This window comes from Halioglobus sp. D3-4 (assembly GCF_055809315.1).
Genome location: NZ_CM147907.1, coordinates 290,334 through 317,135 on the forward strand (window position 1 = coordinate 290,334; position 26,802 = coordinate 317,135).

Consider the following 26,802-nt stretch of genomic DNA (forward strand, 5'->3'; position numbering starts at 1 on the left):
AGCAGGCCTGCCGTGAGGGTGGGCAAATCGTGAGAAGCCTGAGTGCAGGTATTGCCACCAGAGTGGTGCCGTTGGTATTCAATGCCTATCGCAAGCAGCGCCTGTCCATTCTCATCTATCACAGGGTGCTGGCACAGCGCGATCCAATGCGGGCCGCTGAACCGACTACCGCAGAGTTCGATACGCAGATGAGGATACTGCGTGAGTACTTTCACCCGCTGCCACTGCTGGAGGCTGTGGAGAGAGTGAACGCCGGAACACTGCCTGATGGCGCAGTCTGCGTGACCTTTGATGATGGCTATGCCGACAACGAAATACATGCCCTGCCCGTGCTAAAAAAATACGGTATACCGGCGACGGTTTTTGTCAGCACCGGTTTTTTGAATGGAGGGCGGATGTGGAACGACTCTGTGATAGAGGTGTTACGCGGTTGTAGCGGCGAGGTGTTGGATTTGCGCGAACTGGAGCTCGAATGTTACAGCATTGAAACGATAGAACAGCGTGTGGCCGCCGCCGAGAGTATTCTGCAGCAGATTAAACATCTCGATCCGCAGGACAGGTTGGCGTTGGTCAATGAGATACAAAAGCACAGCGCTAAACTGCCTGATGACCTGATGATGACCGATGCCCAGGTGCAGTCGCTGGCGCGAAATGGTATTGCCATCGGTGCGCACACCGTCAACCACCCGATACTCTCCAGTATCGAGAATGATCATGCGTATCGGGAAATCCAGGAGAGCAAGCAGTCATTGGAAGCACTGCTGCAGACCTCGGTCGATGCTTTCGCCTACCCCAACGGCAGGCCGGAACTTGACTATAACACCCGGCATCGGGATATGGTCAGCGAACTCGGGTTCAAGGCAGCCGTATCGACACACTGGGGTGTAGCGACCAGCCAGAGTGATCTCTACCAGCTGCCGCGATTTACGCCCTGGGACAGGCACCCCGTGAAGTTTACGGTGCGCCTGTTAGCCAACTACAGGAACATCGACCCGTTAATCGGCATACCAAGCTGATACTACGGCGTATTCAGTTCAACTTTCGGCGGGGATTTCTCTGCGGGGACGGCGCTGGTCTCATCCCCTGTTGGCCACTGCCCGGCAGCAATCAACTTGTTCTTCAAGCCGGGTAGCGGCATGCCGGCAGCATACACGGCATTGGCCACTTTTAGTGCTTCTTCGTACTGCTCAAGTTCCACCAGTGTCAGGCCCATATTGTATTGCATTATCACGTCATTCGGCTGGAGCTTTACAGCCACCTGATAGACAAAGAGTGCTTTTTCGTACTGCTGCCATCTGTGCAGTAGCAAGCCGTACATCATGTATGGAATAGGATCTTCCGGGCTAAAGGCCATGGCGCGTTGCAGCTGGCATTCCGCCGGAGGCACTGTAGCTTTTTCCGGCCATGGATTGTTCGTCATGCGGAATTTTATCGCACTGTGCAGCGCCCGGTGATGGTTCGGCCAGGCCATGATGGTGTAAGCAATATCATTGATGGCGGTGGATGTATTACCCGTCTGTAGCGCTTCGACCTCGGGTGTAAAGTGCGCGTTCTCAACAACAGCCAGTTGTTCCGGCAAGCGCGTACGATTGCGGTAGTCATAGGGGCCAAAGCCGATGCTCTTGCCGACACATTTTTCCCCCTCGAGGGTTTCTCCAACCCATGGCGCTCGTGTGTCTGCATGCCCAGGTGTGCTGGAAAAGCCGATCGTCAGAGCGGCGATAGCAAGGGTAAAAAGGCTGGTTTTTCCTAGATGTGTGGGCATTTTTTCCCTCTGCTGTGTTGGTGGATGACTGATCTTATCGTACTTGCTACCGGTGTGTCAGGTAGTCGGTGCGCGCGATCGCAGTGCATAGTGCTCATGTGCCATCGGGAATTCATGGTTACGCCAGATTTGCTACGCTGCTGCGGTCACTACGGCTAATCAGTGCACTTCGCGCACCGCTGTACGCGCTGTAGGCATCATGCATTAGAGTCTCATCGACCGCCCACTGCTCGTAGTGTGATGCCTCCCTGCGAATACGGCCGGCTCTCAGAGCCTCGGAACTATCGCCGTATCGCTCCCGTGATGTATTCTTCTGCAGTGAATATGTGTCTGAGAGTGGCGTGTCCAGTTGCAGCCAATCGCTAAGGCTGCCAAGGAACTCGTCTGGCTGCAATTTTATCGATTCTGCATCAAAGTAGAAAAACGGCTGCTCGACAGACTCCGCGATGCTTTTCAGCATGGCCAGGCGCTCCACGTAGTAGCGGGTCGCAAACGCTTCAGAATTGAACTCATGCGCGGGGTCTATTTTCCGATACAGCTTCAAAATACTGGGAATGACCTCCTGGGGACGTCGCAGACAGAACAGCGACCTGGTCCTGCGACTATTGAGTACATTCAGGGCAACGCTGTGCTCATTGTGCAGTATCTTGTCGAACATGCAGGAGAAACCTGGCTTGGGACTTTCCTGTTTGAAGTACAACAACTTCTGCCGAATCGGGCTCTTCCAACTGTGGTAGCCTATGTGCATCTCATAGTACCCGCAGATTGCCGGATTAGAGCCCATAATGTGTCCAAAGAGACTGGTATAGGCGCGCATATGACTCAGCAAGAAAATATGCGTCTTGGGTACCACGATTGCGGCTGCCTTCTGCACTGGGGCGAGAATCTTGAGCATAGCGCTATACCCCGTGTCGGCTGCGTTCAGGAATCGATGTCACTGGACGAACCGGTGGGGTTTAACCAGGCCTTGAACGTGAGATACACGGTATAGGCGAGCCAGCGCGGGTTGAAACCGTTCAGCAGCGTCGCCCGGGCGTACTGGGCTGCGCTGCGGTAGCGCTTGTTTTCGGCGAGCAGGGTTGCGGCATGTTTCAGTTCATACATTTTTCCCTTGCAACAGAAGCGTATCACAACGTCCTGTTTACAGAGGGCTATGCCCTTGTCGTACACGCGCATCTGGTAGAGCTTTTTCTGGATGCTGGAACTCACTGTCGACATATTGTTTTTGGCATTGACATCTGGAATGTTGTGCAGTGATGAGTAGCGTGTGCTGAACAGGATAACCCTGGCAGCATCAATTGACCGGATGAAGATATCCCTGTCGTTCTCATAGCGGATGCTTTCATCCATACCGCCGAGAGCCTCGTAAAAATCGCGTTCAAAAATGCTGCAGTTCAGGTGAGCGAAACCGCTACCGGAAAGCAGAAATTCAGTGTCAACGAGGTAGCTGTCTTCGCCGTTCCTGGTTTGCTGCTGCGCTCTTGGAATAAGGTCATCCAGCCACAGGTTTTTCGTTTGCATCACGCCATGGGAATCGACAGCCCGCTGGTTACTGTAGTGTAAATCCACCGGCTTGTTGGCGGCTGTAATACTGTTGTAAACGTGATCGAGGTAATTTTCGTCAGTCCACTGGTCATCATCGTCCAGAAAACACAGATACCGCCCCCGGGAGTTATTCGCGCCGAAGTTCATGGTATAACTCTGGCCATGGCCGTTTGGCCGGTGCAACAGCCTCAGGAACGTGACGTCCTGATTTTGACTTTCCAGCTCCGTGTACTGTGCGAGGTTCTCATCGGTTGAGCCATCGATGACGACGATGATCTCCTTGTGCACAAAACGTTGCTGCAGCACAGAGCTTAGCGCAACCTGAAACAGTGCTGGCCGATCCCTGGTGGAAATTATAATAGAGAAAAAGGGGGGCTCGTCATCTGATGCCATTGCCGACTCATTACGTTTTTATGGTAGATACGGGTTTTATGGCCTGCTGTAGCCGCCGGAAATATTTGCAGGCCTCCGGCCGCCAGCTATGCGCCACGCTTGGGTTCATTGTAAAGGCTTGGCTCCTGCTCTGTCTCAGGTATTTTGGGAATTAGTGGAGGGGACATGGGAAGGCGCTCACAATTTCAATAGAAAATTGTATAATAACCGGGCCATCGCTGGCATAAACGTCTTTCGTAACCCTGCCGGTATTTCACACTGCATGATACTTCGGAGATTACGTCCACCGATCAGGAAATTTGGGATAGAACAGCGCCAGTGATTGAGTCCTCACAATGAAGCGAGAGAACAAGCCCCGAGTGCTGGTGTTGGATGCGGATTTAGTGCCGTGTTTGAGCATCTCTCGCTCATTGTTCCGCCGTGGTTGCGTTGTCGATGCTGCCAGCCATACGCTGCGCCCCCTGAGTCGTTATTCCAATACGGTGAATGCCGTGTTCCAGTACCCCGATCCGATGGCTGCGCCCGATGCGTTCATCGAGTGGCTGCTCGAGCAAGTGCGCACCACTGCCTACGATTTAATCGTCCCCGTGACCGAACGGACTCTCGTGGCGTTATCGGATCGCCGCGAGCGCTTGTCGCATGTTCATATAGCGATGCCAGAGGCTTCGAGCCTGGAGGTTGCGCTTGACAAGGCCCAGACACTGGCACTGGCTGACAGGGTTGGAGTGCCGCGGCCCATGGGGGTCACCCTGACATCGCTGGCTGAGCTTGACGAGCTGAAGAAGACACTCAAGTTTCCCGTCGTGCTTAAACCCGCCCGATCAATCGGTTCTGCTGCCGGGGGGGCCAGCCAGTTGCAGGTCAGCTACGCTTTTGATGCCTCGGAATTACAGGCCGGCTGCGCGCATGCACTGCAGTTCGGCCCTGTGTTGCTGCAAGAATTCTTTTCCGGTATTGGAGTGGGTGTGGAGCTTATCGCCAAAGACGGAGAAATCGGTTACGCCTTTCAGCACCGGCGCCTGCACGAGGTCCCGCTTACCGGAGGTGGCAGCAGTTTACGCAAGAGTGAGCCGGTGATGCCACAACTGCTTGAGGCATCCCAGCGCCTGATAGCCGCGCTGAACTGGAGTGGTGTCGCGATGGTCGAATTCAAAATGGATCCGCGGACACAGGAATACAGCCTGATGGAGATCAATGGTCGATTCTGGGGTTCGCTGCCGCTGGCAGTCGCGGCCGGGGCAGATTTCCCATCGATGCTGCTGGATCTGGAGCTGGACGGGGAATTGAAGCCCTGTGCTCCGTACCGCAACAATATCTATTGCCGCTTGCTGTCGCGGGATCTGTCCTGGTACGAGGCGGTCCTGCGCGGCGGAACTGATCAGCGGATCGCGACAGTCCCCAGTCGTTGGGAGGTGTTCAAGGGCCTGGGGCTTTTCTTCCATCCCGGGCACCGTTACGACGTGCAGGGTATCCGCGATCCCTTGCCGGGGATTGCGGATGTTAGCAGGCTTTTCAAAGGATATACCCAACGGCTGCTCACACTGACCAATGAAAAGCGCTTTGCCGCGCGACAGCGACGAGCCTGGAAAAGTGGTGAAGTTGCCACTGCGATTTCGCAGGCCAGATCCATGCTGTTCCTTTGTTACGGGAATATTAATCGCAGTGCACTGGCGGATGTCATGGTCCGGGCCTATGCCGAGGATTCGGGTATTTTGGTGGCATCCGCCGGTTTTCACCGTGAATCCGGCAGATCCGCTGATCCGGTTATGATCGAAGTGGCACGGCAGTCGGAGGTGGATATGACGGGCATTCGTTCGACCTGTCTCACCGAGGCGCAACTCCACGACAGCGACATTATCTTTGTGATGGAAAAAGCGCACTATGATCGACTGGTAGCCGTTGATCCCAGCGTCGCCCAGAAAGTGTACCTGCTGGGTGCACACCGCAATGGCGCGGGCTGGCCCGTTGAAATTGCCGATCCCTACGGGCAGTCCCGGGCGAATTATCAAGCCTGTTATGAACGTATCGCAGAAGCAGTGGATAACATCAAGGCGTTGATTGCTGAAGGCGCCAGTGATTAGAGTGGCCCCCGATGTCCGATTCCAGTAAAAAAGTTCTGATAGGTCTTGGGTCCGGCCGCTCTGGCACTGCCTCGCTGACATCCTTGATCGATCGTCAGCCCGGCGCGATCTGCTTTCATGAAATGAACCCGTCCTGTGCAGTATTCAGTGGAAATCCACAGCCTCACATCAATGCGGTTAGCGAGTTCACCCGACTGCTAGCTGGCGGTGACAGAGCGCGGTTAAGTATCGACTATGGGCGTCCGTCATCTGTGAAAACCTATGCGGATCTGCAGGCTATGCCCGAGCTGACGTTGATCGGCGATATCGCCTACTACTACCTCAATTATATCGAGGATTTGTTCGAGCAGTTTCCCGCATGTGTGGCGGTGTGTATGAAGCGGGACAGGGCGGCAACGGTGAACAGCTGGATGAAAAAGTCTGCGATAAATCGCTGGCCGTCACTTCACCTGGCAGACAGGTTGAAATCTTGGCTGACGCGAACCCCTTTTTACACAGAGTACAATTACTGGCAGGACCACGACGGCAGCCAGTGGCAAAAAGACCCAGTGTGGGACAGTTGCTTCCCCAAGTTCGAGGCCGCTTCGAAGCGCGAAGCGATTGGCATGTACTGGGATTATTATTACCTGGAGGCCGATCGATTGGAGAGGAAATTTCCGGATCGCTTCAGGGTATTTGACGTGCGGGATCTGAGTGATCCGGCTGGACAAAAGAGCATTCTTTCCCTGCTCGGAATTGCAGAAGACGCGATGGTTTTTGGGGAAGACGTGCATCTGCACCAATCGTAGTATTGCTCACCGATTGAATGCCCCGAGGGCTGGTGCGAATGTGGGCGTGTTGAAAGTCTGTCACCGGTTGTGTGCTGAATCGCTGTAAAAACAGGAATTATGATGGAATGAAGAACAACGATATACAGGTTTGTCCCCGCTTTCTGGGCGAAGAAGGGGAGCGATTCTTCACGTTGCAAGTCCGTTGTCGCCAGCAGCCCAAGGCCCACATCGTCTTCGTGCCGCCTTTCGGGGAAGAGATGAATCGCTGCCGGGCACTGGTCGCCGAGCAGGCCAGAAATTTTGCGGCGGCAGGGTATGCGTGCACCCTGATTGATTTTTACGGCTCGGGTGACAGCGAGGGGGAGTTGTACGAGGCCTCGCTGAAGATTTGGCAGGCGAATATCCGGCTTGCGATCAATACGCTGCAGAGTGAGGAAAACATCCCTGTTAATTTGTGGGGCCTGCGACTCGGTGCATTTGTCGCGCTCGATTTTGCCGCAGCATCGCCCGGTGCGATCGAAAATGTTCTCCTCTGGCAGCCGGTGGTGTCAGGCAAACGGTATGTTACGCAGATCCTGCGCCAGCGCGTGGCCTCTCTGGCCGGTAAGAATCTTCCGCCCGAGACTACCGCGCAGATTCGGGAGAAACTCAACAAGGGTGAGCACGTCGAAATCTCTGGCTACACGGTGGGTGGTACCCTGATGGATGACATCGAGAACCTGTCGCTGGCTGAAATGACTGCGCTCTGTTCAGGAAAGATTCATTGGTTCGAGAATATCAGTGAGCCCGGAGAAGAACTGACTGGGGCAACACAGAAAGCGGTCAACCAGTTGAAGCAACTCCAGAATGATGTTCAGGTATACCCGTTCACCGGGCCGCAGCTATGGCAATTACACAAGCGCGATACTTTGCCTGAATTGCTATCCCTTACCAGCAGTTTAACGTTATGAACGCAAACACGATGAAAGAAATACCACTGGTTTTCGATTGTTTGGGTGACGGCCTGGTGGGCATTGTTCACAAGCCCTTAGAGCCGTCGGAGATTGGCGTAATCACCATCGTTGCAGGCGGGCCGCAATACCGTGCCGGTGTCGGCAGGGGCATGGTGAGCCTGGCGCGAAGTCTGGCCCGCCAGGGTGTAGCTGTCATGCGCTTTGATTACCGTGGGCTCGGAGACAGTACCGGCGATTTTCTCGGATATGCGAGTATGGCCGAGGATATTCAGGCCGCTGTGCAGGCGTTCCAGCGAGAAGTGCCGCAGGTGAAAAAAGTAGTGTTGTGGGGCGGTTGCGATGCCGCGTCCGGCGCCATGATCCACGGCTGGAAAGTCACAGGCGTGGAGAGTATGGTGCTCGGTAATCCCTGGGTAAGTACGGACGAGATTCGCTCTGCTGTACTCAGAAAACATTACACCAAGCGTCTGGGGGAGGCACAGTTCTGGCGAAAACTTATCCGCTTCGAATACAACCTGCTGGAGTACGCGGTGGCGGGTATGAAGAAAGTTAAGGATAAGCTCGCGCAACGACTGGCACCACCTGCGCACTCTGACGGCGCAAAAGTCGGTGGAGACCCGGGGCGTCCCATCGATCTGATGCTGTCGGGGTTACGTGAGTTCAAGGGGCCGGTGTTGTTCCTGATGAGCGGTCGCAGTCTGGTGAGCAATGAGTTTGATGAACTGATCAATGGCAGCCCCGATTGGCGCGCCGTCTACAATCGACCCTCCTGCAAACGCGTTGATCTCCCCGATGCGGACCAGACTTTCTCGGACGGCGATTCCAGAGAGCGGGTGAATCAGGCGATATTTGATTGGGTCACAGAATTAAAGCGGGGGTGATGCCCTGGCACTGTGGCATCGCGCTTTAGCAGGATTCAACGGCGGGCGAGCTTTTTCAGCAGGCGCTTCAGCGTGTGAGCCGCCAGCATCGTGATGCCTGTCAGCGAGCGCGGATTATACGCGGCGAGGCCGTGCCGCTCTCTGCGCTCCGTCATCCAGTCCGCCTTGTAGGTGTCATCGCCGGAAAGATAATCGATTCGGTCTATATGATCTTCCTCTATCACCCGCTGCATCATATAGGCTGTGAGTACAGTGCCGGGTGAGAGTTGCTTATAGTCTTCGTGGTAGGCGAGCTTGAATATGTAGGCCGTACCGCTGTGCACCAACCAGATCTGACTCGCGACGGGCCGGCTTTCGTAGCTCGCAATTCCCAGGCGCAGCCAGCCCCTGTGGGCGGCCAGGCGCAGCAGTTGCGGCACGAAATCCCGATAAGGCTCCTCATTCTTCCAACTGTTGTTATAGACCGCCGTGTATTGTGCAATGGCCTGTTCCAGCTTGCTCCCACCTGTAACGAGTTCCAGGCACCCCGCATCCTGCGAAAGAAATTTCTTTGACTTGCGACGGACAGTACTTCTTAATTTTGACGGTCGCGATGCTAGATAGGTTGCATAGTCCGCGCCACCCGTATCGTGAATCCAGTTCCCGAAACAGAAATACTCATGGCAGCCCTTCCAGCCGGCCCGCACCAGTGCATCCCGCTGCACAGGGAAGTGGGGCGATAGGATATCCATTGGCGCAAGTGTCAATGTGGCGAAACGCTCCTCGCGCGCGAGGTATCCAAAAAGCGCGGCAAACAGTGTCTCGGGGTTGTCGGATCGAACAAGTGGCGAGTACGCTGATGTGTAGAATGTGCTCAGCGAGGTGGCGTGTTTGTGATCTGATGCAATTTTGATCGGGCAGGCCACGAACTCATCAGCGCTCAGTCTGGCGACATAGAGCACCGCTTCGTCGCCCTCATCCAGCGCATGGAGAGCAAGGTTATTTAGCCAGTCCTGCCCATATTGCGGGTTCTTTGCCTCGTACTCAGAGAATGCCCGATACAGGGCGTCGTCGATTGAGTCCTGCGGCAGACGCAATTTCTCTATCTGAATGTGATTATTCTGGTCTGCCAACGCGAGGATGCCGGATACTGAGTCAATCAAACACTATCGATGAAATGGCTGGGAATGGCAATACTTCTGTCGATTATGATAGCCTGATCTCATTTCTGCCTTGAGAAGAGACAGCCGCAAGGTTAGCATTGACCCGACGCTAACAGGCCAGCGCATTTTCCCTGGATTCTCCTTTGGCACCGCAAACTTCAGCCATCAGTAATAGTGTTAAGTATATGGATATTCAGTCAGACGTCATTGTTATCCTGCAGTCCACACTCGGCGTTCCCGAGGGTGCGATTGCGGCTCATCCCGACACCCGGATTCTGGGTGCCATTCCCGAGATGGATTCAATGTCGGTAGTGGGTATTCTGGCCAGCCTGGAAGAGCAGTACGGCATCGTCGTGGATGACGACGAAATTGATGCTGATGTATTTGCCACCGTGGGCAGCCTTACAGCGTTTGTTGAGGCGAAACTTGGCTAACCCATGAACCCGGGAAAATTTAGTATCAGCGGTGATTTTCTCGAGCATAAGGGCAGGACGCTATTCTATGTGTTGTTGGAGCCGACCTCTGTTGATGCTCGTGGCTCGATACTTTTTTTACCGCCCTTCGCCGAGGAAATGAACAAATCCCGACATATTATTGCGAGTCAGGCGCGGGCCCTTGCAGAGAAGGGCTATAGAGTCATGCTGCTGGACCTCACTGGTTGTGGCGATGCCGGCGGCGATTTTTCCGACGCCAGTTGGCAGATCTGGCTGGAGGACGGGCTGGTTGCAGCCGATACACTGGTAAAAATGGGATCTGGGCCGCTGCATCTGTGGGGACTTCGGCTCGGCGCGTTGTTGGCCTGCGAACTGGCAACTACGCGGTCAGATGTTGAGAAGCTCATACTCTGGCAACCCGTGTTGAACGGCGAGCAGCAAATCGATCAATTTTTGCGCCTGCGCACGGTGGCGACAGCTGTCAATAGTGCGGGTACTTTCGATCGCAAAACCCTGTGGAGTGAACTGCGCGCCGGGCGTTCTCTGGAGATAGCAGGCTATGCGCTGTCCTCCTCTCTGGCGCAGGAAATGGCGAAGTCGAGGCTGAGTGATCTCAAACCCGCTTGTAGTGAGATTCACTGGTTGGAGATCGGCGCTCTGGCACGCAACAGCCTTTCCGTCGCATCCGAAAATGTTATCGCGAACTGGGAAAAACAGGGGATCACCCTGTCCAAAAGCGCCGTGCTTGGCGATCCTTTCTGGCGAACAGTGGATGCCGGTATCAATTTCTCCCTGCAGCACACCACCTCAGAAGCGTTTGCAAAGACATGACAGCATACAGCGAACAGGCGGTGGTGTTCAGCGTCGGTAGTGATCGCCTCTTTGGGATTGCCGCCGTGCCCGAGGCCGCCGCCAGTGTCGGTGTACTCATTCTGGTGGGCGGGCCGCAGTACCGGGTCGGCAGCCACCGTCAGTTTACCCTTCTGGCCAGAAGCCTTGCTGAAGCGGGCGTTGCCTCGCTGCGTTTTGACTACCGCGGCATGGGTGACAGCGAGGGTGAGAAAAGCGAGTTTGATGACACTGAAGACGATATAGTAGCGGCGATTGACGCGTTGATTGCCAACGCGCCGGACGTTACCCGCGTGGTGTTGTGGGGTCTTTGCGATGCCGCTTCCAGCGCGCTGATTTTTGCTCATCGGCACCCTCGCGTCGGCGGTCTGGTGCTGCTCAATCCATGGGTGCACAGTGGGGATTATTCGCCCCAGGTGAAGTTGGCGCACTACTATCGCCCGTCACTAGCGAAGTCGGATCAGTGGCGTCGCCTGTTTTCCGGGCAGATACGCCTGCTGCCTGCGCTTTTAGAGTTGGCGCAGGATGGCTTGGCGCTGCTGGGTAGATATCTGTGGCGAGGTTCGCGCGATGCGCCCAGCCGCTCCTTCGTCGAGGTGATGCTGGAGGGCTTGCAAGAGTTTAGGCACACAATTCTGATCGTTCTGAGTGAGGCGGATCTTACGGCGCGGGAGTTTTCGACCCTGCTATCCACTGATCCGGCGTGGAAAGCAGCTGCGGCGAAATCCACGGTGACGATTCATACCGTTGTGTCTGCTGACCATACTTTCTCGGAGAGCCCGTGGCAGGAGGAAGTATCACGGTTGACTGTCGACTGGGTTAGTCGACAGTAGCGCAACCGCCGCTTTTTTAGCGGGTCATGTGGCGCTGCTTTGTGGATGCCCCTGCATCCATAGTTCAAACACCGTAAGAATCCAGACCAATTCGCCGTAGTACGCCGCGTGCTGACTCTGGTGCATCTCGATCGCCTTGTCGATGAACGCCGGCTGAATCAGCCCTCGATCTTTCAGTTTGAGTAAATTGTCGTAGGCCATTTCCCGCAGGGGTTGGTAGGTACGCATCCATACGCCGAACGGCAGGCCGAAGCCTTGTTTGGTTTTTTCGATGGTCTCGCGGGGCAACCAGCCCCTGAGCGATTCCTTGTAGAAGTGGCGCAAATCCTTGCCCTGTATTTTCCAGGCGCTGGGCACCGTGCAGGAGAACTCTACCAATTCGTCATCCAGCATCGGGTAAGCGACCTCCACTCCTGCCAGTGAACAGGTGTGGCTGACCTTGCGCAGGTCGTTATCGGCCAGTGTTATCTGCCAGTCAAGATACAGCATTTTATTCAACCGCGAAGCAGGTTCCGGCCGGTGATAGATGGAGCGCAGCAGGTCCAGCGGCAGTGCCTTGTTCACGTCCCTGAGAAAGGCCTCCGGGAAAATTTCGTTGGCGGCATGGCGGTGCAAAAAGTTGTAGCTCTGCAGTCGGTCGGGGAGCGGCGTATTGGCCTGTACGATATAGCTTTTCGCCTTGGGGGCCAGTGGCAGACCAGTCGGCATCAGTTGTACTAGCGGCTCGATCAAACCCTTGCGCAGCACTGTGGGGACTTTCCCGTAGTGCTCGAATACTTCCTGTTTCAGGTACCGTTCATTCCCACCGAAAAACTCATCGCCACCATCTCCGGCCAGCAGTGTGTCCACGCCATTCTCGACAGCCATTTTGGCGCAGAAATACGCCGGCAGGGCAGAGGAGTTGCCAAAGGGTTCATCGTAGCTGGCGGCGATGCGGGGCAGGGCTTCAACCACGTCCTGCGGCGTTACGTAGTACTCGTTCAGCTTTACACCGAAGTGCTTTGCAGTAATTCTGGCAAAGGCCATTTCGTCGTAGCCTTCTGCGGAAAAGCCGATGGAATACGCTTCTGCGTCTTTCTGACCCAGTTCCGACAGCATTCCCGTTACCGTCGAGCTATCGAGACCACCGCTTAGAAAGGCACCTACTTTCCCGGAGTTGGGCAGGCATTTTTCTACCGACGATCGCAGCCTGATTTTAAGTTCCCGGGAGAACTCGGCAACGGAACTGCCCTGGGCTGCGTCAGAAAATTGTGGGCACCAGTAGTTTACCAGTCGACTCACGCCGTTCTGGTAGTCGAGGTAGTGGGCGCCGGGTAATTTCCTAAGGCCGGAGTAAACGGTGTCGGGGCTTGGTACCATGTGGAAGTAGACATAGTTGTAGACACCCTGATTTTGTAGTGGTGACTGCGCATCGACACAGGCCAGTGCCTCTGTGGCAGAACTGCCAAAGGCCAGTGCCTCTTCGCTGGTGTGATAGTACATGGAGTGTTGGCCCAGCCGGTCAATCGCAATCAGTACACGGTTGGATTGGGTATCTACAATGACGCAGAAAAACGCGCCATACAACTTCTTGAATATATCCTGTGAGTGGCTTTCATAGCCGCTGGCAACTGCCGCGCTGATGCCCTGGGCCTGCGCCATCTGGGCGAGGTCGGCGTCGCGAAAATGTGGGCGCCCACCGATCACAACCAGGCCACCCTGGGACAGGCGATGCGAGGACGCGGTGGTCGACACGGCAAAATCGTCAGCGCATTCAGTGACTGCCGGAAAGGATGACTGCAGCGCTTGCTGCATCGCTTCAGTACAATCTCCCGCGGCTACTGAGCTATCAGTAGGAGTGTACCTCCCAGCGATACTGTGTCGTTTCAAACCGTTCTCAGCGCTGTCGTTATTGTCCGGGCGGTGCTTCATTACGGTGCTCTCACTCACGATAACCAGGGGCTCCAATGCTACCATTTGACCACAGTAAGGGTAAGCTGACGGGTTCACATACTGGAGAATCGGCATTCAGGTAAAGCCGCTTATGACCGTCTGTGAAGCCCTCGGGTGCGCACAGCAGTGTTGCCGCGCCGGACCGACTGTGACCTGCTTAATAAAACGTGGGTATTTTTGTGGTCTGGGTTGCTAGAATCTGCGAGAGTAGTTCAAATAAGAGCGCGTTCTCCCTCGAGGGTTGTTGGCCTTGCTGTTTAATTCTTACGAGTTTATTTTTCTCTTCTTTCCGCTGTGCGCGCTCGGCTTTTTTATCTGTGCCCGGTATTTTTCACTGGATACCGCTCTAGGGTTTCTGGTGTTCGCCTCACTGGGTTTCTACGCGTACTGGAAACCGGAGTACCTGCTGCTGTTGCTGTTTTCCATCGGCTTCAACTTCGCTGTCGGGCGGGCGCTGTCGCGGGAAAATTATTGGCGGAGGCGAAGCACGCTGATCTTTGGGATTGCTGTCAACCTGGGCCTGCTCGCGTACTTCAAGTATGCCAATTTCTTTATCGACAACGTCAATGCCGTTTTTGGCATGCATTGGGATGTGGGCACCATATTTCTGCCGCTGGCGATTTCCTTTTTCACGTTCCAGCAGATTTCGTATCTGGTCGACGCCTGGCAGGGCAAGACCCACGAGTACAACTTCCTGCATTACGCGCTGTTCGTGTGTTTTTTTCCACAGCTGATTGCAGGGCCCATCGTGCACCATAAAGCGATTCTGCCGCAGTTCATGAAGCCGGAAAACCTCACGCCAAGGTGGTCCAATTTTGCTGTGGGGATCTCTATTTTTGCGATCGGCCTGTTCAAGAAGACGGTGATAGCAGACAGCCTCTCGGCCTATGTCGGTCCCGTGTACGACGCTGGTTCAGTGGGCAGCAACGTGGATTTTTTCCGCGCCTGGGGAAGCTCGCTCGCCTACACCTTCCAGCTGTATTTTGATTTTTCCGGTTACTCCGATATGGCGATCGGGGCCGCCCGCGTGTTTGGCGTACGTTTGCCGGTGAATTTTTTCTCGCCCTATAAATCAACCAGCATCATTGAGTTCTGGCGGCGCTGGCATATCACCCTTTCGCAGTTTTTGCGCGACTACCTGTATATCGCGCTCGGTGGCAATAGAAAGGGGCCGACGCGGCGCTACGTCAACCTGTTCCTGACCATGCTGCTCGGTGGCCTGTGGCATGGGGCCGGCTGGCCTTTTGTTATCTGGGGTGGGTTGCACGGCAGCTACCTGATGGTGAATCACGGCTGGCGGCACATCATGTCGCGCCTGGGATGGGACTTCACCCGCGCACCGCTCTACCGGGCGGCGGCCTGGCTGCTGACATTCATTGCGGTGGTGTTTTCCTGGGTGTATTTCCGCGCTCCTACACTGGAGCATGGCAACCAGATCGTTATGGCCATGCTGGGCATGTCGGGTTTCCATATCCCCGCTGGCATTCTGGCTCGCCTCGGAGATGCCGGTACGTCATTGACAGCAATGGGTTTTGTACCTGTACAGGGCGGTGGTGCGACCATCATCAGCAACTATCTCTGGATTATGATTGTGGCGCCCATAGCGCTGGTGTTGCCCAATGTCGCGCAGATATTCTGCCAGCATGATCCGGTGCTGTATGAGAACGACAAGGCCTTCAGGAATATTCGTGGCAGTACGCTGCTGAGCTTCGACTATAACAACCGATGGGCGGTGGCGGTGGCGTTGGCCGGAGTGGCTGGGATTCTGACGCTGCAGCAAGTGTCCGAATTCCTGTACTTCCAGTTCTAATATGAAAGCAAGAGCCTATATCCTGCGAGCTCTACTCTGCGCCCTGGCCGGCTGCTTCGTGGTGGCGGGCCTCAACTATCTGGTCGATCCTTACGGGATTACCGGGGTGTCGCGGATACCCGGGTTAAATGAGTATAAATCTGAGATCAACGAACACACGCGCGTGTTGAAAAAATATCAACCCCTGTTCTCCCCTCACAATGCGCTGATCGTTGGAAACTCACGGGTCGAGTTGGGCATTCCGCCCGAACACGACTGTTTCCTCGGCGCCGAAATGGCAGTCTACAATCTGGGCATGCCCGGTGCGGAAGTGGCGACGCAACTGGCCTATGCGCTGAATATGATATATCAACAGCCGGTCGAAACGGTGTTCCTGAGCGTTGATTTCACTGATTTTGTCTCAACCAGTGAAACCCCTCGGCCCGGTGCCTCGGCGCGGCTGGAAACGGCGAGTGAGGCATTCAGGTTCACAGTAGACGAACAAGAGAACCCCGATTATCGCTGGACGGTACTACGGGATTATTTCAAATCCCTGTTTTCACTCGATGCCCTGGTGGCTTCGGTAAAAACGCTGCTGTTACAGCGCAGTACCTCTGCCGACCGCGATCTGGCGGGTTTTAATCCCGCGCGGGATTTTGCTGCAGCGGTAAAAATCGAAGGCCCACGGGCGCTGTTTGACCAGAAGATGGCCAACTTGAGCAAAAAATACAGTCGCCCCTGGTACTTCCGCGATGCGCAGGGGCAGCCGAACGCCGCGATGGAGGAACTCGCCAGGTTCCTGGATATCGCCACAGCGCGCGGCATCAAGGTGTATCTGTTCACCAATCCCTTCCATCAGAACTTCTGGGAGCTGTTTCGCACTCAGGGACATATGCCGACCTACAAGGATTGGCTGAAGGCGATTCGGCAGTTGGCGCAGCAGTACCCGGGCGGTGCCGTTGAACTATGGGACTTTTCCGCCGATTCCCCGTTTATTCACGAGACTGTGCCGGAGGCGGGTGTTCTCTCCGGGCCGCTGCAATGGTTCTGGGAACCCGCTCACTACCGGCGCGAACTGGGGGATTTGATGGTTGAGGCGATGCTGTCAGAGAGTTGCGACACCGAGGGCGCCTTTGGTCACAAGCTTTACTAGCGCGCTGAAAACGCCGGCGGTCAGTGCTGTGCCAGTAACTGTTGCACTTCCTGCAGGATAGCGGCGGGCTCAATTTTTTTACCGAGTATGCCCGCTGCCGTACCCGCCTGCGCATCCTTGTCGGTATCCCCCAACATAAAGCTCCCGGATAATTGCGGGTTCCACTGCGCGATCAGGCTGTCCAGCATTCCGGTGTTGGGTTTGCGGCATTCACAGGCTATTGCGAGCTCCGGTACGCTGCCCTCGGGGTGGTGCGGGCAATAGCGGATATCGTCAATATGTGCACCCGAGCGGGCCAGTTCATGCGCTACCCATTCGTGGAGCGCCTCGACCGTTGCGTTGTCGTAATAGCCTCTGGCGATACCCGCCTGATTGGTGACAATGAACACCAGATAGCCGGCATCGTTCAGTGCCTTAATCGCGTCGATGGCGCCGTCGATCCAGCGAAACTCCTCAATTCTATGGGTGTAACCATCATCGTGGTTCAGGGTGCCATCGCGGTCGAGGAAGGCGGCCGGTTTTCTGAGGTTCTCGGTAAGGTTGGCTCTGGCCGCTTCCAAATCCTCCGGAATACCGATATCGATAAAGAAGCCACTGTAGGCCCGGCCCACGAGACGACCCTCGCGCGCCAGTTTGGGAAACACATCCTGCTCCAGTGAGCAGGGTGTCTCCGGCAGGGCATCGAGCATGCTGGACTTGATCCAGTACACCCCGCTGTTTATCAGCCCTGATTGCGGCTCTGTGGGCTTTTCCCTGAAAGCGGTAATCTGCGAGCCCTGCAACGCCACAAAGCCATAGCGCGTAGCGTTCTCAACCGGTAACAGTGCCACGCGACACAGCCAGTCTGCCGGTTCGTTGTCGCGCTCACAGTTCGACAGATCCAGATAGTTAAAATCGAAGATCGAGTCACCGTTCAGCAACAGGAATTCCTCTTTCAGGTGATCCCGGGCATACTTCAGTGCACCGCCTGTTCCCATCGGAGAGGGTTCTACAACGACTTTGATGGTGGCCTGCACCTCCCGGGCAAATGCCGAGTTCTCACCGTAGGCCTCGGAAACCACGCCGGCCTGGTAGCCCGCCAGTAGCACAAACTCGCTAAAACCGAAGCGCCGCAGATTGAGCATAACGTGCTCGACAAACGGGCGTCCGCAGACTTCCAGCAGGGGTTTGGGTGTGCTGCGAACGGCGTCGCCTAAACGGGTACCCTTGCCGCCGATGAGAATGGCGGCTTGTTTCACAATTTTCATAAAAATATGCTTTCCGCAGGCCGCTGAGCGCTTTAACTATGACTGCCGGCCCATTAGTATTTGGAGGTCAATATAACTGTGCCCTTGCGGTGGGGCAAGGATACACCTTGCTGCAGTCAATCTGAAAAGAAACAGAATGAAAAAATTGCTGTACCTGGTTCACCGGTTGCCTTTTCCCCCCAACAAGGGCGACAAGATTTCCTCCAATAATATGCTCAACTACTTTTCCGGTCGTTGGCGCGTGCATCTGGGCACATTCGTCGACGACCCTGAGGATTGGCAATACGTCGATCTCGTCAAGGAAAAGTGTGAGGACAGCTGTATCGTCGATCTGCCGAGTCGCAAACGGGTGACGGGCAGCATCGCCGGTCTGTTGACCGGGCAGGCCCTGAGCCTGAGTTATTACGACAATGCAGAATTGCAGGACTGGGTGCGTAGCAGTGTTGAGCGGGAGTGTCCGGATGCCGTACTGGTTTTCAGCGGCGTTATGGGGCGCTTTGTAAAAGGCCTGTTGCCCGCGCATGTGCCGGTAGTCTTCGATGCCGAGGATGTCGACAGCGAAAAATGGCGCAGTTATGCCCAGGCGAAGCCCTGGCCGGTGTCCTGGCTGTATCAACGTGAGGCCGATAAACTGCTGGCCTTTGAGCGCGAGATGGCGGCCTCGACGCATGTCAGTATTTTTGTTTCTGAGGAAGAGGCCGCACTGTTCAGGCAGTTGGCGCCGGAAAGTGCCGAGAAAGTCCATTTCAGAACACAGGGCGTCGACAGTGCGTATTTCGATTCGGCACTGCCATTTGACAATCCCTACCAACCCGGGCAGAAGGTGCTGGTGTTTACCGGCGCGATGGATTATTGGCCGAATGTCGACGCAGTGAAATGGTTTTGCGAGCACGTGCTACAGTCATTGCTTGCGCGCGAACCGAATTTTCTCTTTTGTATCGTCGGCATGAAACCGACCGATGAAGTGCTGCAACTCGACAAGTTGCCCGGTGTCCGGGTGACCGGGGGAGTTCCCGATGTGCGCCCCTACCTGCATCATGCGCACGCGGCCTGTCTGCCGTTACAAATTGCCCGCGGTATCCAGAACAAGGCGCTGGAAGCGATGTCGATGAAACTGCCGGTACTCGCCACGCAGGATGCAATGACCGGCATCGTGGACTATCCGGGTGTACTCTCCGTGGTGGCCAATGATCCCGCCGCGATGACGTCTGCTGCTCTGGCGTTATTGGCGCAACCGCGGCAAATGAACACTGCTGGCCGCGAGTGCGTGTTGGAATATTACAACTGGGATACCAACCTGCGACGTATGGAAGAATTTCTGATTAACGAAGAGGGTGTTCAGTAATGCACGTGTTACACGTACTTGATCACTCCATCCCACTGCAAAGTGGCTACACCTTCCGTACGCGCGCCATTCTGAATGAACAGCGCGCGCTGGGGTGGAAGACCACGCAGGTAACCGGGCCAAAACACAACCCCGGCAAATCGGTGCCTCCCGTTGAAGAGGTCGACGGGCTGGCGTTCTATCGTTGTCAGGGGGCAGAAAGCCTGCTGGAAAAATTGCCAGTACTCGGGCAGTGGTCGGTGATCAGTGTGTTGACGAAACGCCTGATCGAGGTGGCGCGCAGGGAGAAGCCGGATGTCATTCACGCGCACTCACCGGCATTGAACGGTGTGGCCGCGATCCGGGCGGGCAGGGCGCTCGGCTTGCCGGTGGTTTACGAAATTCGCGGCTTCTGGGAGGATGCCGCCGTCAGTCATGGCACCAGCCGCGAGGGCGGGCTGCGCTATCGCCTGACGAGAGCGATGGAAACCTGGGTGCTCAAGCGCGCCGATGAAGTGACATGTATCTGTGACGGTATCCGCCAGGACCTGATCGCGCGGGGCATTGATCCGCAGAAAATTTCGATAGTGCCCAACGCGGTCGATGCCAGCCGCTTTCAGCCGGTGGGTGACCGCAATCCCGAGATCGAGCAGCGCCTGAATCTCACCGGAAAGAAGGTGATTGCCTTCATCGGGTCGTTCTATGCCTATGAAGGTCTGGATTTACTGGTGGCGGCGATGCCCAGATTATTGGCGGCGCGCCCTGATATCCGGCTGTTGCTGGTCGGTGGTGGGCAGGTATCCGAGGACATCAAGCAGCAAATCGCGCAACTGGGATTGCAGGACAGCGTCATCATGACGGGCCGCGTTCCCTATGAGGAGGTTGAGGGCTACTACTCGGTGACGGATGTGCTGGTCTACCCGCGTAAATCGATGCGCCTGACCGATCTTGTTACCCCGCTAAAGCCACTGGAAGCGATGGCGCAGAAAAGTATGTTCCTGGCCTCGGATGTGGGTGGGCACAAAGAACTGGTGCGCGACGGCATCACCGGGACCTTGTTCAAGGCGGATAATCTCGATGACCTGGTCAATTCCCTGCTGGATTTGCTCGATCGGGAGGAAAGCTGGCCTGCTATTCGTGAGGCGGGTCGCGATTTCGTTGAAAATGAACGCAATTGGGTCAACAGCGTGGCAAACTTGAAACCCGTTTATCAGCGACTCGTACCCGGAGAGATTTAGTCATGTTAATCAGGTCAAAGGCACCACTGCGGCTCGGTCTGGCCGGTGGCGGCAGTGATGTAGCCCCCTATTGCGATCTCTACGGGGGTGCTGTCCTGAATGCGTCAATCAACCTGAGCTCGTACTGCACGATAGAGCCCTGCGATGACGGCTCGGTTACGTTTGTCGCGACAGATCGCGAGGAGATATTTACCGCGCCCTCAGCGCCGAGCTACAGCTACGATGGACTGCTGGATCTGCACAAGGGCGTGTACAACCGTATCGTGCGCGACTTCAATGACGGCGAGCCGTTGTCGCTGAAAATCAGTACTCATTCAGACGCCCCGGCGGGGTCGGGCCTGGGGTCGTCATCCACTATGGTGGTGGCGATTCTGACAGCGTTTGCCGAACTGCTGCACCTGCCGCTGGGTGAGTACGATGTCGCGCATCTGGCGTTTGAGATTGAGCGTCAGGATATCGGCCTCAGAGGGGGGGCACAGGATCAGTACGCCGCCACTTTTGGCGGCGTCAACTTTATGGAATTTCACGAGCAGAACCGGGTTACCGTCAACCCCTTGCGCATCAAGAAATGGATTTTGAGCGAGTTGGAGGCCTCCACGGTACTCTATTACACCGGTGTTTCCCGCTCCTCCGATATGATCATTGCGCAGCAGATCGAGAGCTTCAAGTCGGGGCAGGGCAAGTCTGTGGAGGCGGTGCACCAGCTCAAGCAGGATGCGAGCGCGATGAAGGACGCGCTGTTGCGTGGCAATATCCGGCGCTTTGGTGAAATACTCGGTCGCAGCTGGGAGGCCAAGCGCAACCTCGCGGACAAGATCAGCAACCCGCACATCGAAGAGATCATGCGCGTGGCGCTGGATGCCGGTGCCTGGGCCGGGAAAGTCTCCGGTGCCGGCGGTGGTGGCTTTATCGTATTTATTGTCGACCCGGTAGAGCGTGTGCAGTTGATCCGGGCGTTGAATCAACAGGACGGCGATGTCGTTCCCTTTCAGTTTGAACCACATGGAGCCAGCGCATGGAACGTCCCGACCTGAGTTACGTCGTCAATGAATTTCAGGCGTCAGTCGCGGTCAAGCAACGCATTCTCGATGATACCGCGTTTATGCAGCTGATCACGGATATGGGCCACCTGCTGATCGACCGCTATGAGGCGGGCAACAAATTGCTGGTGGCAGGGAATGGCGGCAGCGCGGCCGATGCCCAACATATCGCGGCGGAGTTTGTCAGCCGGTTCAATTTCGATCGGCCCGGGCTGCCTGCACTGGCGTTGACCACCGACACTTCTATTCTTACGGCTGTCGGAAACGACTACGGCTATGACCAGCTATTTCGTCGCCAACTGGAGGCAAATGGCCAGCCCGGCGATGTCTTTCTGGGGATATCGACCTCCGGCAACAGCCCGAACATTCTGATGGCACTGGAGGCGGCGCGTCTCAAGGGTATTACGACCATCGGGCTCACTGGCCAGTGCGGCGGTAAAATGCGCGATCTGTGCGATCACTGCCTGTGTGTGCCCAGCGACGATACTCCCAGGATCCAGGAGGCGCATATTGTAATCGGGCATACACTGTGTGCGATGGTGGAGCTGGCGTTATTTGAGGACCCCCGCTAGCGATTTGCGCTGGTAACGCGCGTTGGAGTAAGCTGTCCGAGCGTCAGTAGATGAAGCGCTAGCGCTCCGCTGGAGATCAAAATGCAGCTTACTATTCTTATTGTCGCGATGATGCTGGGGCTGCTGGTCCTGTTCAGGTTGCGCCTGATCCGGTCCGCGCACCCGAATAATCGCAAGCACGACAGAAGAAGGGGCTTTGCAGCCTCCCACCCGTTTCGTGCGGTCTCCATTGAAACCACATCCGGTAGTTGTAATGCCGCACGGTCAATCGCCGAGCAGCGATTTTTGCGGGAGGGGGCGCCGCCGCTACCATTGGCAAAATGCAATGCGGCGCAGTGTCGGTGCCGTTACCGGTACCATGAAGATCGACGCAGCGGCGATCACGATCGCAGGCTGGGGCCGGTAGAGGAGTCGGACGAGTCGGAATTCTGGAGCATGCGTAATCGCCGCAGTTTCCTCGGCCGTCGGTTAACAGAGAAAACATCCTTATAATATATCGCTCATTTAACCGCGTAGTATTTTGTGGTCTACTGAATTATTGTTCGTGCAGGTGTAAATTTTTGTGTTGATAGCTTTTGAATCCTTTCAGCGGCAGGCGGTGGCGTGAGCGTTCGTCGGTCTGTCACTATCTTCTTTAGTGCCAAGTATGTTGAGTTGTTGTTGGGGCTGGTATCCAGTCTGATACTGGCTCGACTGCTCTCGCCTGAAGAGTTTGGCATCTACAGTATTGCGGCTTCCGTAGTCATTATCGGCTACCTGTTCCGCAACTTTGGCGTCGGACAGTACATCGTTCAGGTCGAAAAACTCAATGACGGCATCCTGCGCTCAGCCTTTGCGGTCACACTTGCCATCTCGTGGACAATCGGCCTGCTGCTGATAGTCGCAGCGCCCTGGCTGGGCGGTTATTACGAGAACTCTGGCATTACCACGGTATTGCGCTTTCTCTCGCTGAACTTCTTTTTACTGCCGTTTGGTTCGATTGCCGATGCGGTGCTGCGCCGCAATATGTCGTTCGACAAGCTGGCTGTGATCAATGTCAGTGCGGCGTTTGTCACGCTGGTTGTGGGTGTCACGGCGGCCTATCTGGGTGCCAGTTATCTCTCCATCGCCTGGGCCGCGAATGCGTCGACGGTCACCTCGATTGCCCTGACACTGTTTTTCCGCCCCGCTGGGCTGCCGTGGCTTCCCGGTACCAGCCATCTGCGAGAGGTGTGTAAGTTCGGGCTCAAGGTCGGCATGATGGATCTGGTCAATCGCGGCAGTGATGCGGCGACAGAGCTTATTATTGGCCGCGCCCAGGGCCTGTTTAGTCTGGGTATTTACTCCCGCGCGTACGGTACGTTCTGGTTATTTGAGTACGCGTTCACGCAGGGTATTCGACCGGTAATCCTACCGTACCTGTCAAAGGCCAAGCATGAGAAGGCTGACCTCGGCGAACTCTATATTACTATCGTCAAGTTCACTTCAATTTTCCTGCTGCCGTTTTTTGTCTTTCTTGGCCTGAATGCCCATGATGTCATCAATGTCATGTACGGCGATCAGTGGACTGCAGCGGGTACCGTGCTGCAGGTGCTGTGCATCGCCGGTTTGTTTTTCGCGCCGACAATCTTCTTCGAACAGTTGATGATTGCACAGGGGCGTCCCGGTCAGGGGTTGAGATACATTGTGATATCCCAACTGGTGCGTGTCGTTGCGCTGGCGGCGTGGGTCGGGATCAGTCTGGAGGCAGCCGCTGCCGCTCTCATCGTCTGGGCGCTGGTGAAGGTCGGGTTGGTGTTCTCCATGGCCAGGCAGCATTTCAGTCTGCGTCCACTGGCCTTCCTGAAAGCGCTGTGGCCGGCCATACTTACGGCCTTTTTCCTGGCGCTGGCAATCTGGGGGATGACGAATGCCACTGCGACCTGGGAGGTGCCGCTGTTCAGGCTTATGGCGATTGGCGTGTGTGCTGCGGTAACGTGGTTTGCGTCGATCTTTGCGTTTGATCACCCGATCACCGTGGAGGTGCGCAACCTGGTGATCAAGCTCAGGGGCGGTGTGCCACAAAAGCAACCTTAGAAGGGGGCAATGGGGTTTTGCGCGGCGGTAGAAGACGCGCTGGCATGTGCCAGCGCTGTCAGCGGGTCGGCGCTTCCGGCAGAGCACTGGCCCAATGACAGATGGCATCGATGGCTGCGACGCAATCAGCGCAGTGGGTCTCGCTGAAAGTATCCGGTAGAGGCGCGTCCCGAGGGATGCGGCTCGCCGCCTCCAGTGCCAGGCCCCCGTCAAAATCGACAAACGCAATTCGCACGGTCAGCTCAGACGCCGGCCGGCCGAAAGCCACCCCCGGCAACAACGCCACACCGGTCTCATTCAGTAACTGTTCACACAGTTCAACACTATTCCCAATGCCCTTTCCGCTGAGGCCCGGCTGGAATCTTTCGAAATCCAGAAACAGATAAAAGCCTCCCTGGGTCGGTGCAATATCAAACCCGGCCCTGTTCAGGCGCCCTACCAGTGTGTAGGACAAATGTGCCAGTATCCGACGTGATTGAAACAGGTATTCATCAATCTCCGGTCCGCCCTCAAAGGCTTTGATAGCAGCATACTGGATGGGCGCGGACGTCGATGTGTAGGTCTCGCTGGCCGCTGTCGCCATCGCATTTTTCAGCCACTGCAGCTGGGCCGGAAACGTGAACGTACCGAGGCGCCAGCCACCCGCACCGCACCACTTGCTCAAACCGCTGCTGACGATAGTGCCCTCCGGATAGAACTGGGCGATAGATGTCTGCTCACCCAGGAAGTGAACCTCGCCATAGATCTCGTCAGCGAGTACTAGCATGCTGTACTTGCGGGCCACTGCGGCAATAGCTTCAAGCTCGCTATTGCAATAGGTATAGCCGTGGGGATTGGACGGGTAGTTGAGTATTATTAGGCGAGGGCGGTCGGGGTCTGTGCTGCACAGTTTTTCCAGGTTCTCCGGCGTAACCTTCCAGTTGTTTCTCGCCTCGGTTTCCAGCCATTTGATCTGCCGCCCGATGATGTGAGCCTGCGGCGCGTACGATACCCAACTCGGCGTGGGGATCACCAGCTCACCGTAGTACACCAACTGCAGGATAAACATCAGTTCTTTGGAGCCGGGGCCGATCATGACATCTTCGCCCGCGAAGCTCAGCCCTTGCGTCCGCTGGTAGTACTCGGCGACGGCCGAGCGCAGTTCGGGCAGGCCCAACACGGGCAGGTAGTTTTTCTGGAAGGCATTTTCCTTGAGCGCGTTCACCACCACGTCCGGCACCGGAAAAGGGGATTGGCCCAGCCCGAGTTTATAGATGCGCCTGCCTTCCTTGATCAGCTGGTGGCTGCGCTCATTAATCCCCAGCGTTGCTGAGATAGGTAAACCGCGAACATTGAGGTTCAGGTGGGAGGTGAGTCCGGGTTTGTTGGGCATGTCGATCCTGCCATGAGAAGGACGCGATTAGTTGATGTGGCGAGCCTGCTGCATCTCATTGTACTCGCGTTCGAAGAAAAACGCTTTCTCGCCGAAAGCGGGTTTGAGCTGGTCGAGCCATGTGGCTTTTTCGCAGTACTGTGCAAAAAATGGTCGGTAGGCCCAGTCGGGGTTGCGGCTCTGCAGAAACCGCAGTACGAATACCTTTTCACCGTGTATTTCAGCGACGCCCTGAACTTCGACTTTCCCCGGCGAGGCGCTCATGACCGGCCCGCGCGCTGTGCGTCCCAGTCCGGACACTTGCTTGACTGCGCCGCTGTAGATCGACCAGGCCTTCGCCAGCGGCATTTCAAAGTACTGTCTGGCACCGGTATCCCGCTCTACAAACATGTAGTAGGGGATGATGCCCGCCTTCACCTGCATGCCCCAGGTTTTGGCCCAGCTGTCTGCGTCGTCGTTGATATGGGCCAGTACTGGCCCCTGGCTGCGGATCTCCACTCCGGTCTGGCGCAGCAGTTCGATGGCGTTTTGCGCGATCGCGGTATCCAGCTCTCGCCAGTGATTGAAGTGCGCCATGATGGCCACGTGCTTGCCGGACTTCACCAGGTGCGAGAGCAGCTCCAGCAGCTCCGGCGCATCGCTGTCGCTGACGAAGCGCTGCGGCCAGAATGTCAGTGACTTGGTGCCGATACGGATTGTTCTAATATGGGCATATTGCGGGTCTGTCAACGGTTTCAGCAGTGCTGCCAGATGCCGTGTTTTCATCACCATAGGATCGCCACCTGTTACCAGCAGATCGCTGACTTCCTGATGCTCTCTTAAATATGTGTGAAGCTCGGCGGTATCCGTGGAAGCCATACGAAGGTTTTCATCGCCGACAAACTGTGCCCAGCGGAAACAGAACGTACAGTAGCTGTGACACGTTTGCCCCTGTGTCGGGAAGAACAAAACCGTTTCCCGATATTTGTGCTGAAGGCCGTTCAGGCGTTTGCCGTTGCTATCCAGCGGTACGTTCATTTCCAGCTGGCCACTTGGCTGTGGGTTGAGTTGCGTGCGCAGTTTTGTGGCCAATGCCTGAATCTCTTTGCGCGGCGCATCCTGCTCAACCAGCTGTGCCATTTGTTGATACAGCTGTGGGGGTAGCATATCCCGCTGCGGGAAAGTTAATTGGTACAGGGGATCATCCGGCACTTTGGACCAGTCGATCAGGTTTTCGATCACATACTGATTAACCCGAAATGGCAGTATGGAGGAAACCACTTTCATTTCAAAAAGTGCCGCACTGTCGACAGCGTCCAATTGTGGTATATCGTCAATATCTTTGTGTGTGTAAACCTTGAACTGCGACAGGATGCTGGTCGGTATGACGTTGTCAGTCTCGGTTCCGTCAAATACTGAAATGTGGTTCATACGTCCTTCCGTCCGTCCAAAGAT

General features: G+C 55.8%; 24 protein-coding genes. 16 read left to right on the forward strand and 8 right to left on the reverse strand.

Annotation, left to right across the window (positions count from 1 at the left end):
* Nucleotides 1-29 precede the first annotated feature (29 nt).
* On the forward strand, nt 30-1,016 hold the full coding sequence (locus tag AC0L6S_RS01245) for a polysaccharide deacetylase family protein (protein WP_473426603.1): 987 nt from the start codon (nt 30-32) through the stop codon (nt 1,014-1,016).
* A gap of 2 nt (nt 1,017-1,018) precedes the next feature.
* On the opposite strand, the gene AC0L6S_RS01250 is transcribed toward AC0L6S_RS01245, so the two are convergent.
* The 3 genes from AC0L6S_RS01250 to AC0L6S_RS01260 all read right to left on the reverse strand — a co-directional run bounded on the left by AC0L6S_RS01250 (nt 1,019) and on the right by AC0L6S_RS01260 (nt 3,703).
* A complete protein-coding gene (locus AC0L6S_RS01250; RefSeq protein ID WP_473426604.1) occupies nt 1,019-1,765 on the reverse strand; it encodes a tetratricopeptide repeat protein in 747 nt (248 codons plus the stop codon).
* Nucleotides 1,766-1,883: 118 nt separating this feature from the next.
* The gene (locus AC0L6S_RS01255) at nt 1,884-2,660 is read right to left on the reverse strand and encodes a hypothetical protein (RefSeq protein WP_473426605.1); all 777 of its coding nucleotides are present in this window, start codon (nt 2,658-2,660) and stop codon (nt 1,884-1,886) included.
* 26 nt (nt 2,661-2,686) lie between these two features.
* The gene (locus AC0L6S_RS01260; RefSeq protein WP_473426606.1) at nt 2,687-3,703 is read right to left on the reverse strand and encodes a glycosyltransferase family 2 protein; all 1,017 of its coding nucleotides are present in this window, start codon (nt 3,701-3,703) and stop codon (nt 2,687-2,689) included.
* A gap of 335 nt (nt 3,704-4,038) precedes the next feature.
* On the opposite strand from AC0L6S_RS01260, the gene AC0L6S_RS01265 reads away from it, so the two are divergent.
* The 4 genes from AC0L6S_RS01265 (at nt 4,039) to AC0L6S_RS01280 (ending at nt 8,388) form a co-directional block, all read left to right on the forward strand.
* Nucleotides 4,039-5,784, forward strand: coding sequence for an arsenate reductase/protein-tyrosine-phosphatase family protein (locus AC0L6S_RS01265; RefSeq protein WP_473426607.1), 1,746 nt, complete (start codon nt 4,039-4,041; stop codon nt 5,782-5,784).
* 11 nt (nt 5,785-5,795) lie between these two features.
* Nucleotides 5,796-6,572, forward strand: coding sequence for a hypothetical protein (locus tag AC0L6S_RS01270; RefSeq protein WP_473426608.1), 777 nt, complete (start codon nt 5,796-5,798; stop codon nt 6,570-6,572).
* 107 nt (nt 6,573-6,679) lie between these two features.
* The gene (locus AC0L6S_RS01275; protein WP_473426609.1) at nt 6,680-7,504 is read left to right on the forward strand and encodes a hydrolase 2, exosortase A system-associated; all 825 of its coding nucleotides are present in this window, start codon (nt 6,680-6,682) and stop codon (nt 7,502-7,504) included.
* Complete coding sequence (locus AC0L6S_RS01280; protein ID WP_473426610.1) at nt 7,501-8,388, forward strand: hydrolase 1, exosortase A system-associated; 888 nt, start codon at nt 7,501-7,503, stop codon at nt 8,386-8,388. Before AC0L6S_RS01275 ends, AC0L6S_RS01280 begins: the two co-directional genes overlap by 4 nt.
* 35 nt (nt 8,389-8,423) lie before the next feature.
* Here the strand turns inward: AC0L6S_RS01280 and AC0L6S_RS01285 are convergent, their stop codons facing one another.
* Nucleotides 8,424-9,530, reverse strand: a complete 1,107-nt coding sequence (locus AC0L6S_RS01285; RefSeq protein ID WP_473426611.1) for a GNAT family N-acetyltransferase — start codon at nt 9,528-9,530, stop codon at nt 8,424-8,426.
* A gap of 185 nt (nt 9,531-9,715) precedes the next feature.
* Between AC0L6S_RS01285 and AC0L6S_RS01290 the strand changes: the two genes are divergently transcribed.
* From AC0L6S_RS01290 to AC0L6S_RS01300, 3 genes are read left to right on the forward strand one after another with little or no spacing between them, the layout of a single operon-like run.
* On the forward strand, nt 9,716-9,964 hold the full coding sequence (locus tag AC0L6S_RS01290; protein WP_473426612.1) for an acyl carrier protein: 249 nt from the start codon (nt 9,716-9,718) through the stop codon (nt 9,962-9,964).
* Between the two features lie 3 nt (nt 9,965-9,967).
* Entirely contained in the window at nt 9,968-10,795 is an 828-nt protein-coding gene (locus AC0L6S_RS01295) for a hydrolase 2, exosortase A system-associated (RefSeq protein WP_473426613.1), read from the forward strand.
* Entirely contained in the window at nt 10,792-11,646 is an 855-nt protein-coding gene (locus AC0L6S_RS01300; protein WP_473426614.1) for a hydrolase 1, exosortase A system-associated, read from the forward strand. Before AC0L6S_RS01295 ends, AC0L6S_RS01300 begins: the two co-directional genes overlap by 4 nt.
* 24 nt (nt 11,647-11,670) lie before the next feature.
* Here the strand turns inward: AC0L6S_RS01300 and AC0L6S_RS01305 are convergent, their stop codons facing one another.
* Complete coding sequence (locus AC0L6S_RS01305; protein WP_473426615.1) at nt 11,671-13,557, reverse strand: asparagine synthetase B family protein; 1,887 nt, start codon at nt 13,555-13,557, stop codon at nt 11,671-11,673.
* 271 nt (nt 13,558-13,828) lie between these two features.
* Between AC0L6S_RS01305 and AC0L6S_RS01310 the strand changes: the two genes are divergently transcribed.
* Nucleotides 13,829-15,388: an MBOAT family O-acyltransferase gene (locus tag AC0L6S_RS01310; RefSeq protein WP_473426616.1), complete on the forward strand. Its 1,560-nt coding sequence runs from the start codon at nt 13,829-13,831 to the stop codon at nt 15,386-15,388.
* A 1-nt stretch (nt 15,389) separates the two neighbouring features.
* Nucleotides 15,390-16,520 carry a hypothetical protein gene (locus tag AC0L6S_RS01315; protein WP_473426617.1) on the forward strand — a complete coding sequence of 377 codons (1,131 nt, stop codon included), beginning with the start codon at nt 15,390-15,392 and terminating at the stop codon, nt 16,518-16,520.
* A 20-nt stretch (nt 16,521-16,540) separates the two neighbouring features.
* On the opposite strand, the gene AC0L6S_RS01320 is transcribed toward AC0L6S_RS01315, so the two are convergent.
* Nucleotides 16,541-17,767, reverse strand: coding sequence for an HAD-IIIA family hydrolase (locus tag AC0L6S_RS01320; RefSeq protein ID WP_473426618.1), 1,227 nt, complete (start codon nt 17,765-17,767; stop codon nt 16,541-16,543).
* Nucleotides 17,768-17,903: 136 nt separating this feature from the next.
* Between AC0L6S_RS01320 and AC0L6S_RS01325 the strand changes: the two genes are divergently transcribed.
* The 6 genes from AC0L6S_RS01325 to AC0L6S_RS01350 all read left to right on the forward strand — a co-directional run bounded on the left by AC0L6S_RS01325 (nt 17,904) and on the right by AC0L6S_RS01350 (nt 23,996).
* The gene (locus AC0L6S_RS01325) at nt 17,904-19,112 is read left to right on the forward strand and encodes a TIGR03087 family PEP-CTERM/XrtA system glycosyltransferase (protein ID WP_473426619.1); all 1,209 of its coding nucleotides are present in this window, start codon (nt 17,904-17,906) and stop codon (nt 19,110-19,112) included.
* Complete coding sequence (locus tag AC0L6S_RS01330) at nt 19,112-20,329, forward strand: TIGR04063 family PEP-CTERM/XrtA system glycosyltransferase (RefSeq protein WP_473426620.1); 1,218 nt, start codon at nt 19,112-19,114, stop codon at nt 20,327-20,329. The genes AC0L6S_RS01325 and AC0L6S_RS01330 overlap by 1 nt, the downstream gene beginning before the upstream one ends.
* Before the next feature lie 2 nt (nt 20,330-20,331).
* Nucleotides 20,332-21,363, forward strand: coding sequence for a GHMP family kinase ATP-binding protein (locus tag AC0L6S_RS01335; protein ID WP_473426621.1), 1,032 nt, complete (start codon nt 20,332-20,334; stop codon nt 21,361-21,363).
* Nucleotides 21,345-21,941 carry a D-sedoheptulose 7-phosphate isomerase gene (gene gmhA, locus AC0L6S_RS01340; protein WP_473426622.1) on the forward strand — a complete coding sequence of 199 codons (597 nt, stop codon included), beginning with the start codon at nt 21,345-21,347 and terminating at the stop codon, nt 21,939-21,941. The genes AC0L6S_RS01335 and gmhA overlap by 19 nt, the downstream gene beginning before the upstream one ends.
* Nucleotides 21,942-22,022: 81 nt before the next feature.
* Nucleotides 22,023-22,433 (forward strand): hypothetical protein, encoded by a 411-nt coding sequence (locus AC0L6S_RS01345; RefSeq protein ID WP_473426623.1) that lies wholly within the window; start codon nt 22,023-22,025, stop codon nt 22,431-22,433.
* A gap of 111 nt (nt 22,434-22,544) precedes the next feature.
* Complete coding sequence (locus AC0L6S_RS01350; RefSeq protein ID WP_473426624.1) at nt 22,545-23,996, forward strand: lipopolysaccharide biosynthesis protein; 1,452 nt, start codon at nt 22,545-22,547, stop codon at nt 23,994-23,996.
* Nucleotides 23,997-24,054: 58 nt separating this feature from the next.
* Here the strand turns inward: AC0L6S_RS01350 and AC0L6S_RS01355 are convergent, their stop codons facing one another.
* Nucleotides 24,055-25,368: a pyridoxal phosphate-dependent aminotransferase gene (locus AC0L6S_RS01355; RefSeq protein ID WP_473426625.1), complete on the reverse strand. Its 1,314-nt coding sequence runs from the start codon at nt 25,366-25,368 to the stop codon at nt 24,055-24,057.
* A gap of 27 nt (nt 25,369-25,395) precedes the next feature.
* Entirely contained in the window at nt 25,396-26,778 is a 1,383-nt protein-coding gene (locus AC0L6S_RS01360; protein WP_473426626.1) for a KamA family radical SAM protein, read from the reverse strand.
* Nucleotides 26,779-26,802 lie beyond the last annotated feature (24 nt).

What these genes read in the sequence shown, in the direction of transcription:
- AC0L6S_RS01250 (WP_473426604.1), bottom strand. Translation starts at nt 1,765, where the DNA reads ATGCCCACACATCTAGGAAAAACCAGCCTTTTTACCCTTGCTATCGCC.
- AC0L6S_RS01255 (WP_473426605.1), bottom strand. Translation starts at nt 2,660, where the DNA reads ATGCTCAAGATTCTCGCCCCAGTGCAGAAGGCAGCCGCAATCGTGGTA.
- AC0L6S_RS01260 (WP_473426606.1), bottom strand. Translation starts at nt 3,703, where the DNA reads ATGGCATCAGATGACGAGCCCCCCTTTTTCTCTATTATAATTTCCACC.
- AC0L6S_RS01265 (WP_473426607.1), top strand. Translation starts at nt 4,039, where the DNA reads ATGAAGCGAGAGAACAAGCCCCGAGTGCTGGTGTTGGATGCGGATTTA.
- AC0L6S_RS01270 (WP_473426608.1), top strand. Translation starts at nt 5,796, where the DNA reads ATGTCCGATTCCAGTAAAAAAGTTCTGATAGGTCTTGGGTCCGGCCGC.
- AC0L6S_RS01275 (WP_473426609.1), top strand. Translation starts at nt 6,680, where the DNA reads ATGAAGAACAACGATATACAGGTTTGTCCCCGCTTTCTGGGCGAAGAA.
- AC0L6S_RS01280 (WP_473426610.1), top strand. Translation starts at nt 7,501, where the DNA reads ATGAACGCAAACACGATGAAAGAAATACCACTGGTTTTCGATTGTTTG.
- AC0L6S_RS01290 (WP_473426612.1), top strand. Translation starts at nt 9,716, where the DNA reads ATGGATATTCAGTCAGACGTCATTGTTATCCTGCAGTCCACACTCGGC.
- AC0L6S_RS01295 (WP_473426613.1), top strand. Translation starts at nt 9,968, where the DNA reads ATGAACCCGGGAAAATTTAGTATCAGCGGTGATTTTCTCGAGCATAAG.
- AC0L6S_RS01300 (WP_473426614.1), top strand. Translation starts at nt 10,792, where the DNA reads ATGACAGCATACAGCGAACAGGCGGTGGTGTTCAGCGTCGGTAGTGAT.
- AC0L6S_RS01305 (WP_473426615.1), bottom strand. Translation starts at nt 13,557, where the DNA reads ATGAAGCACCGCCCGGACAATAACGACAGCGCTGAGAACGGTTTGAAA.
- AC0L6S_RS01315 (WP_473426617.1), top strand. Translation starts at nt 15,390, where the DNA reads ATGAAAGCAAGAGCCTATATCCTGCGAGCTCTACTCTGCGCCCTGGCC.
- AC0L6S_RS01320 (WP_473426618.1), bottom strand. Translation starts at nt 17,767, where the DNA reads ATGAAAATTGTGAAACAAGCCGCCATTCTCATCGGCGGCAAGGGTACC.
- AC0L6S_RS01325 (WP_473426619.1), top strand. Translation starts at nt 17,904, where the DNA reads ATGAAAAAATTGCTGTACCTGGTTCACCGGTTGCCTTTTCCCCCCAAC.
- AC0L6S_RS01330 (WP_473426620.1), top strand. Translation starts at nt 19,112, where the DNA reads ATGCACGTGTTACACGTACTTGATCACTCCATCCCACTGCAAAGTGGC.
- AC0L6S_RS01335 (WP_473426621.1), top strand. Translation starts at nt 20,332, where the DNA reads ATGTTAATCAGGTCAAAGGCACCACTGCGGCTCGGTCTGGCCGGTGGC.
- gmhA (WP_473426622.1), top strand. Translation starts at nt 21,345, where the DNA reads ATGGAACGTCCCGACCTGAGTTACGTCGTCAATGAATTTCAGGCGTCA.
- AC0L6S_RS01345 (WP_473426623.1), top strand. Translation starts at nt 22,023, where the DNA reads ATGCAGCTTACTATTCTTATTGTCGCGATGATGCTGGGGCTGCTGGTC.
- AC0L6S_RS01355 (WP_473426625.1), bottom strand. Translation starts at nt 25,368, where the DNA reads ATGCCCAACAAACCCGGACTCACCTCCCACCTGAACCTCAATGTTCGC.
- AC0L6S_RS01360 (WP_473426626.1), bottom strand. Translation starts at nt 26,778, where the DNA reads ATGAACCACATTTCAGTATTTGACGGAACCGAGACTGACAACGTCATA.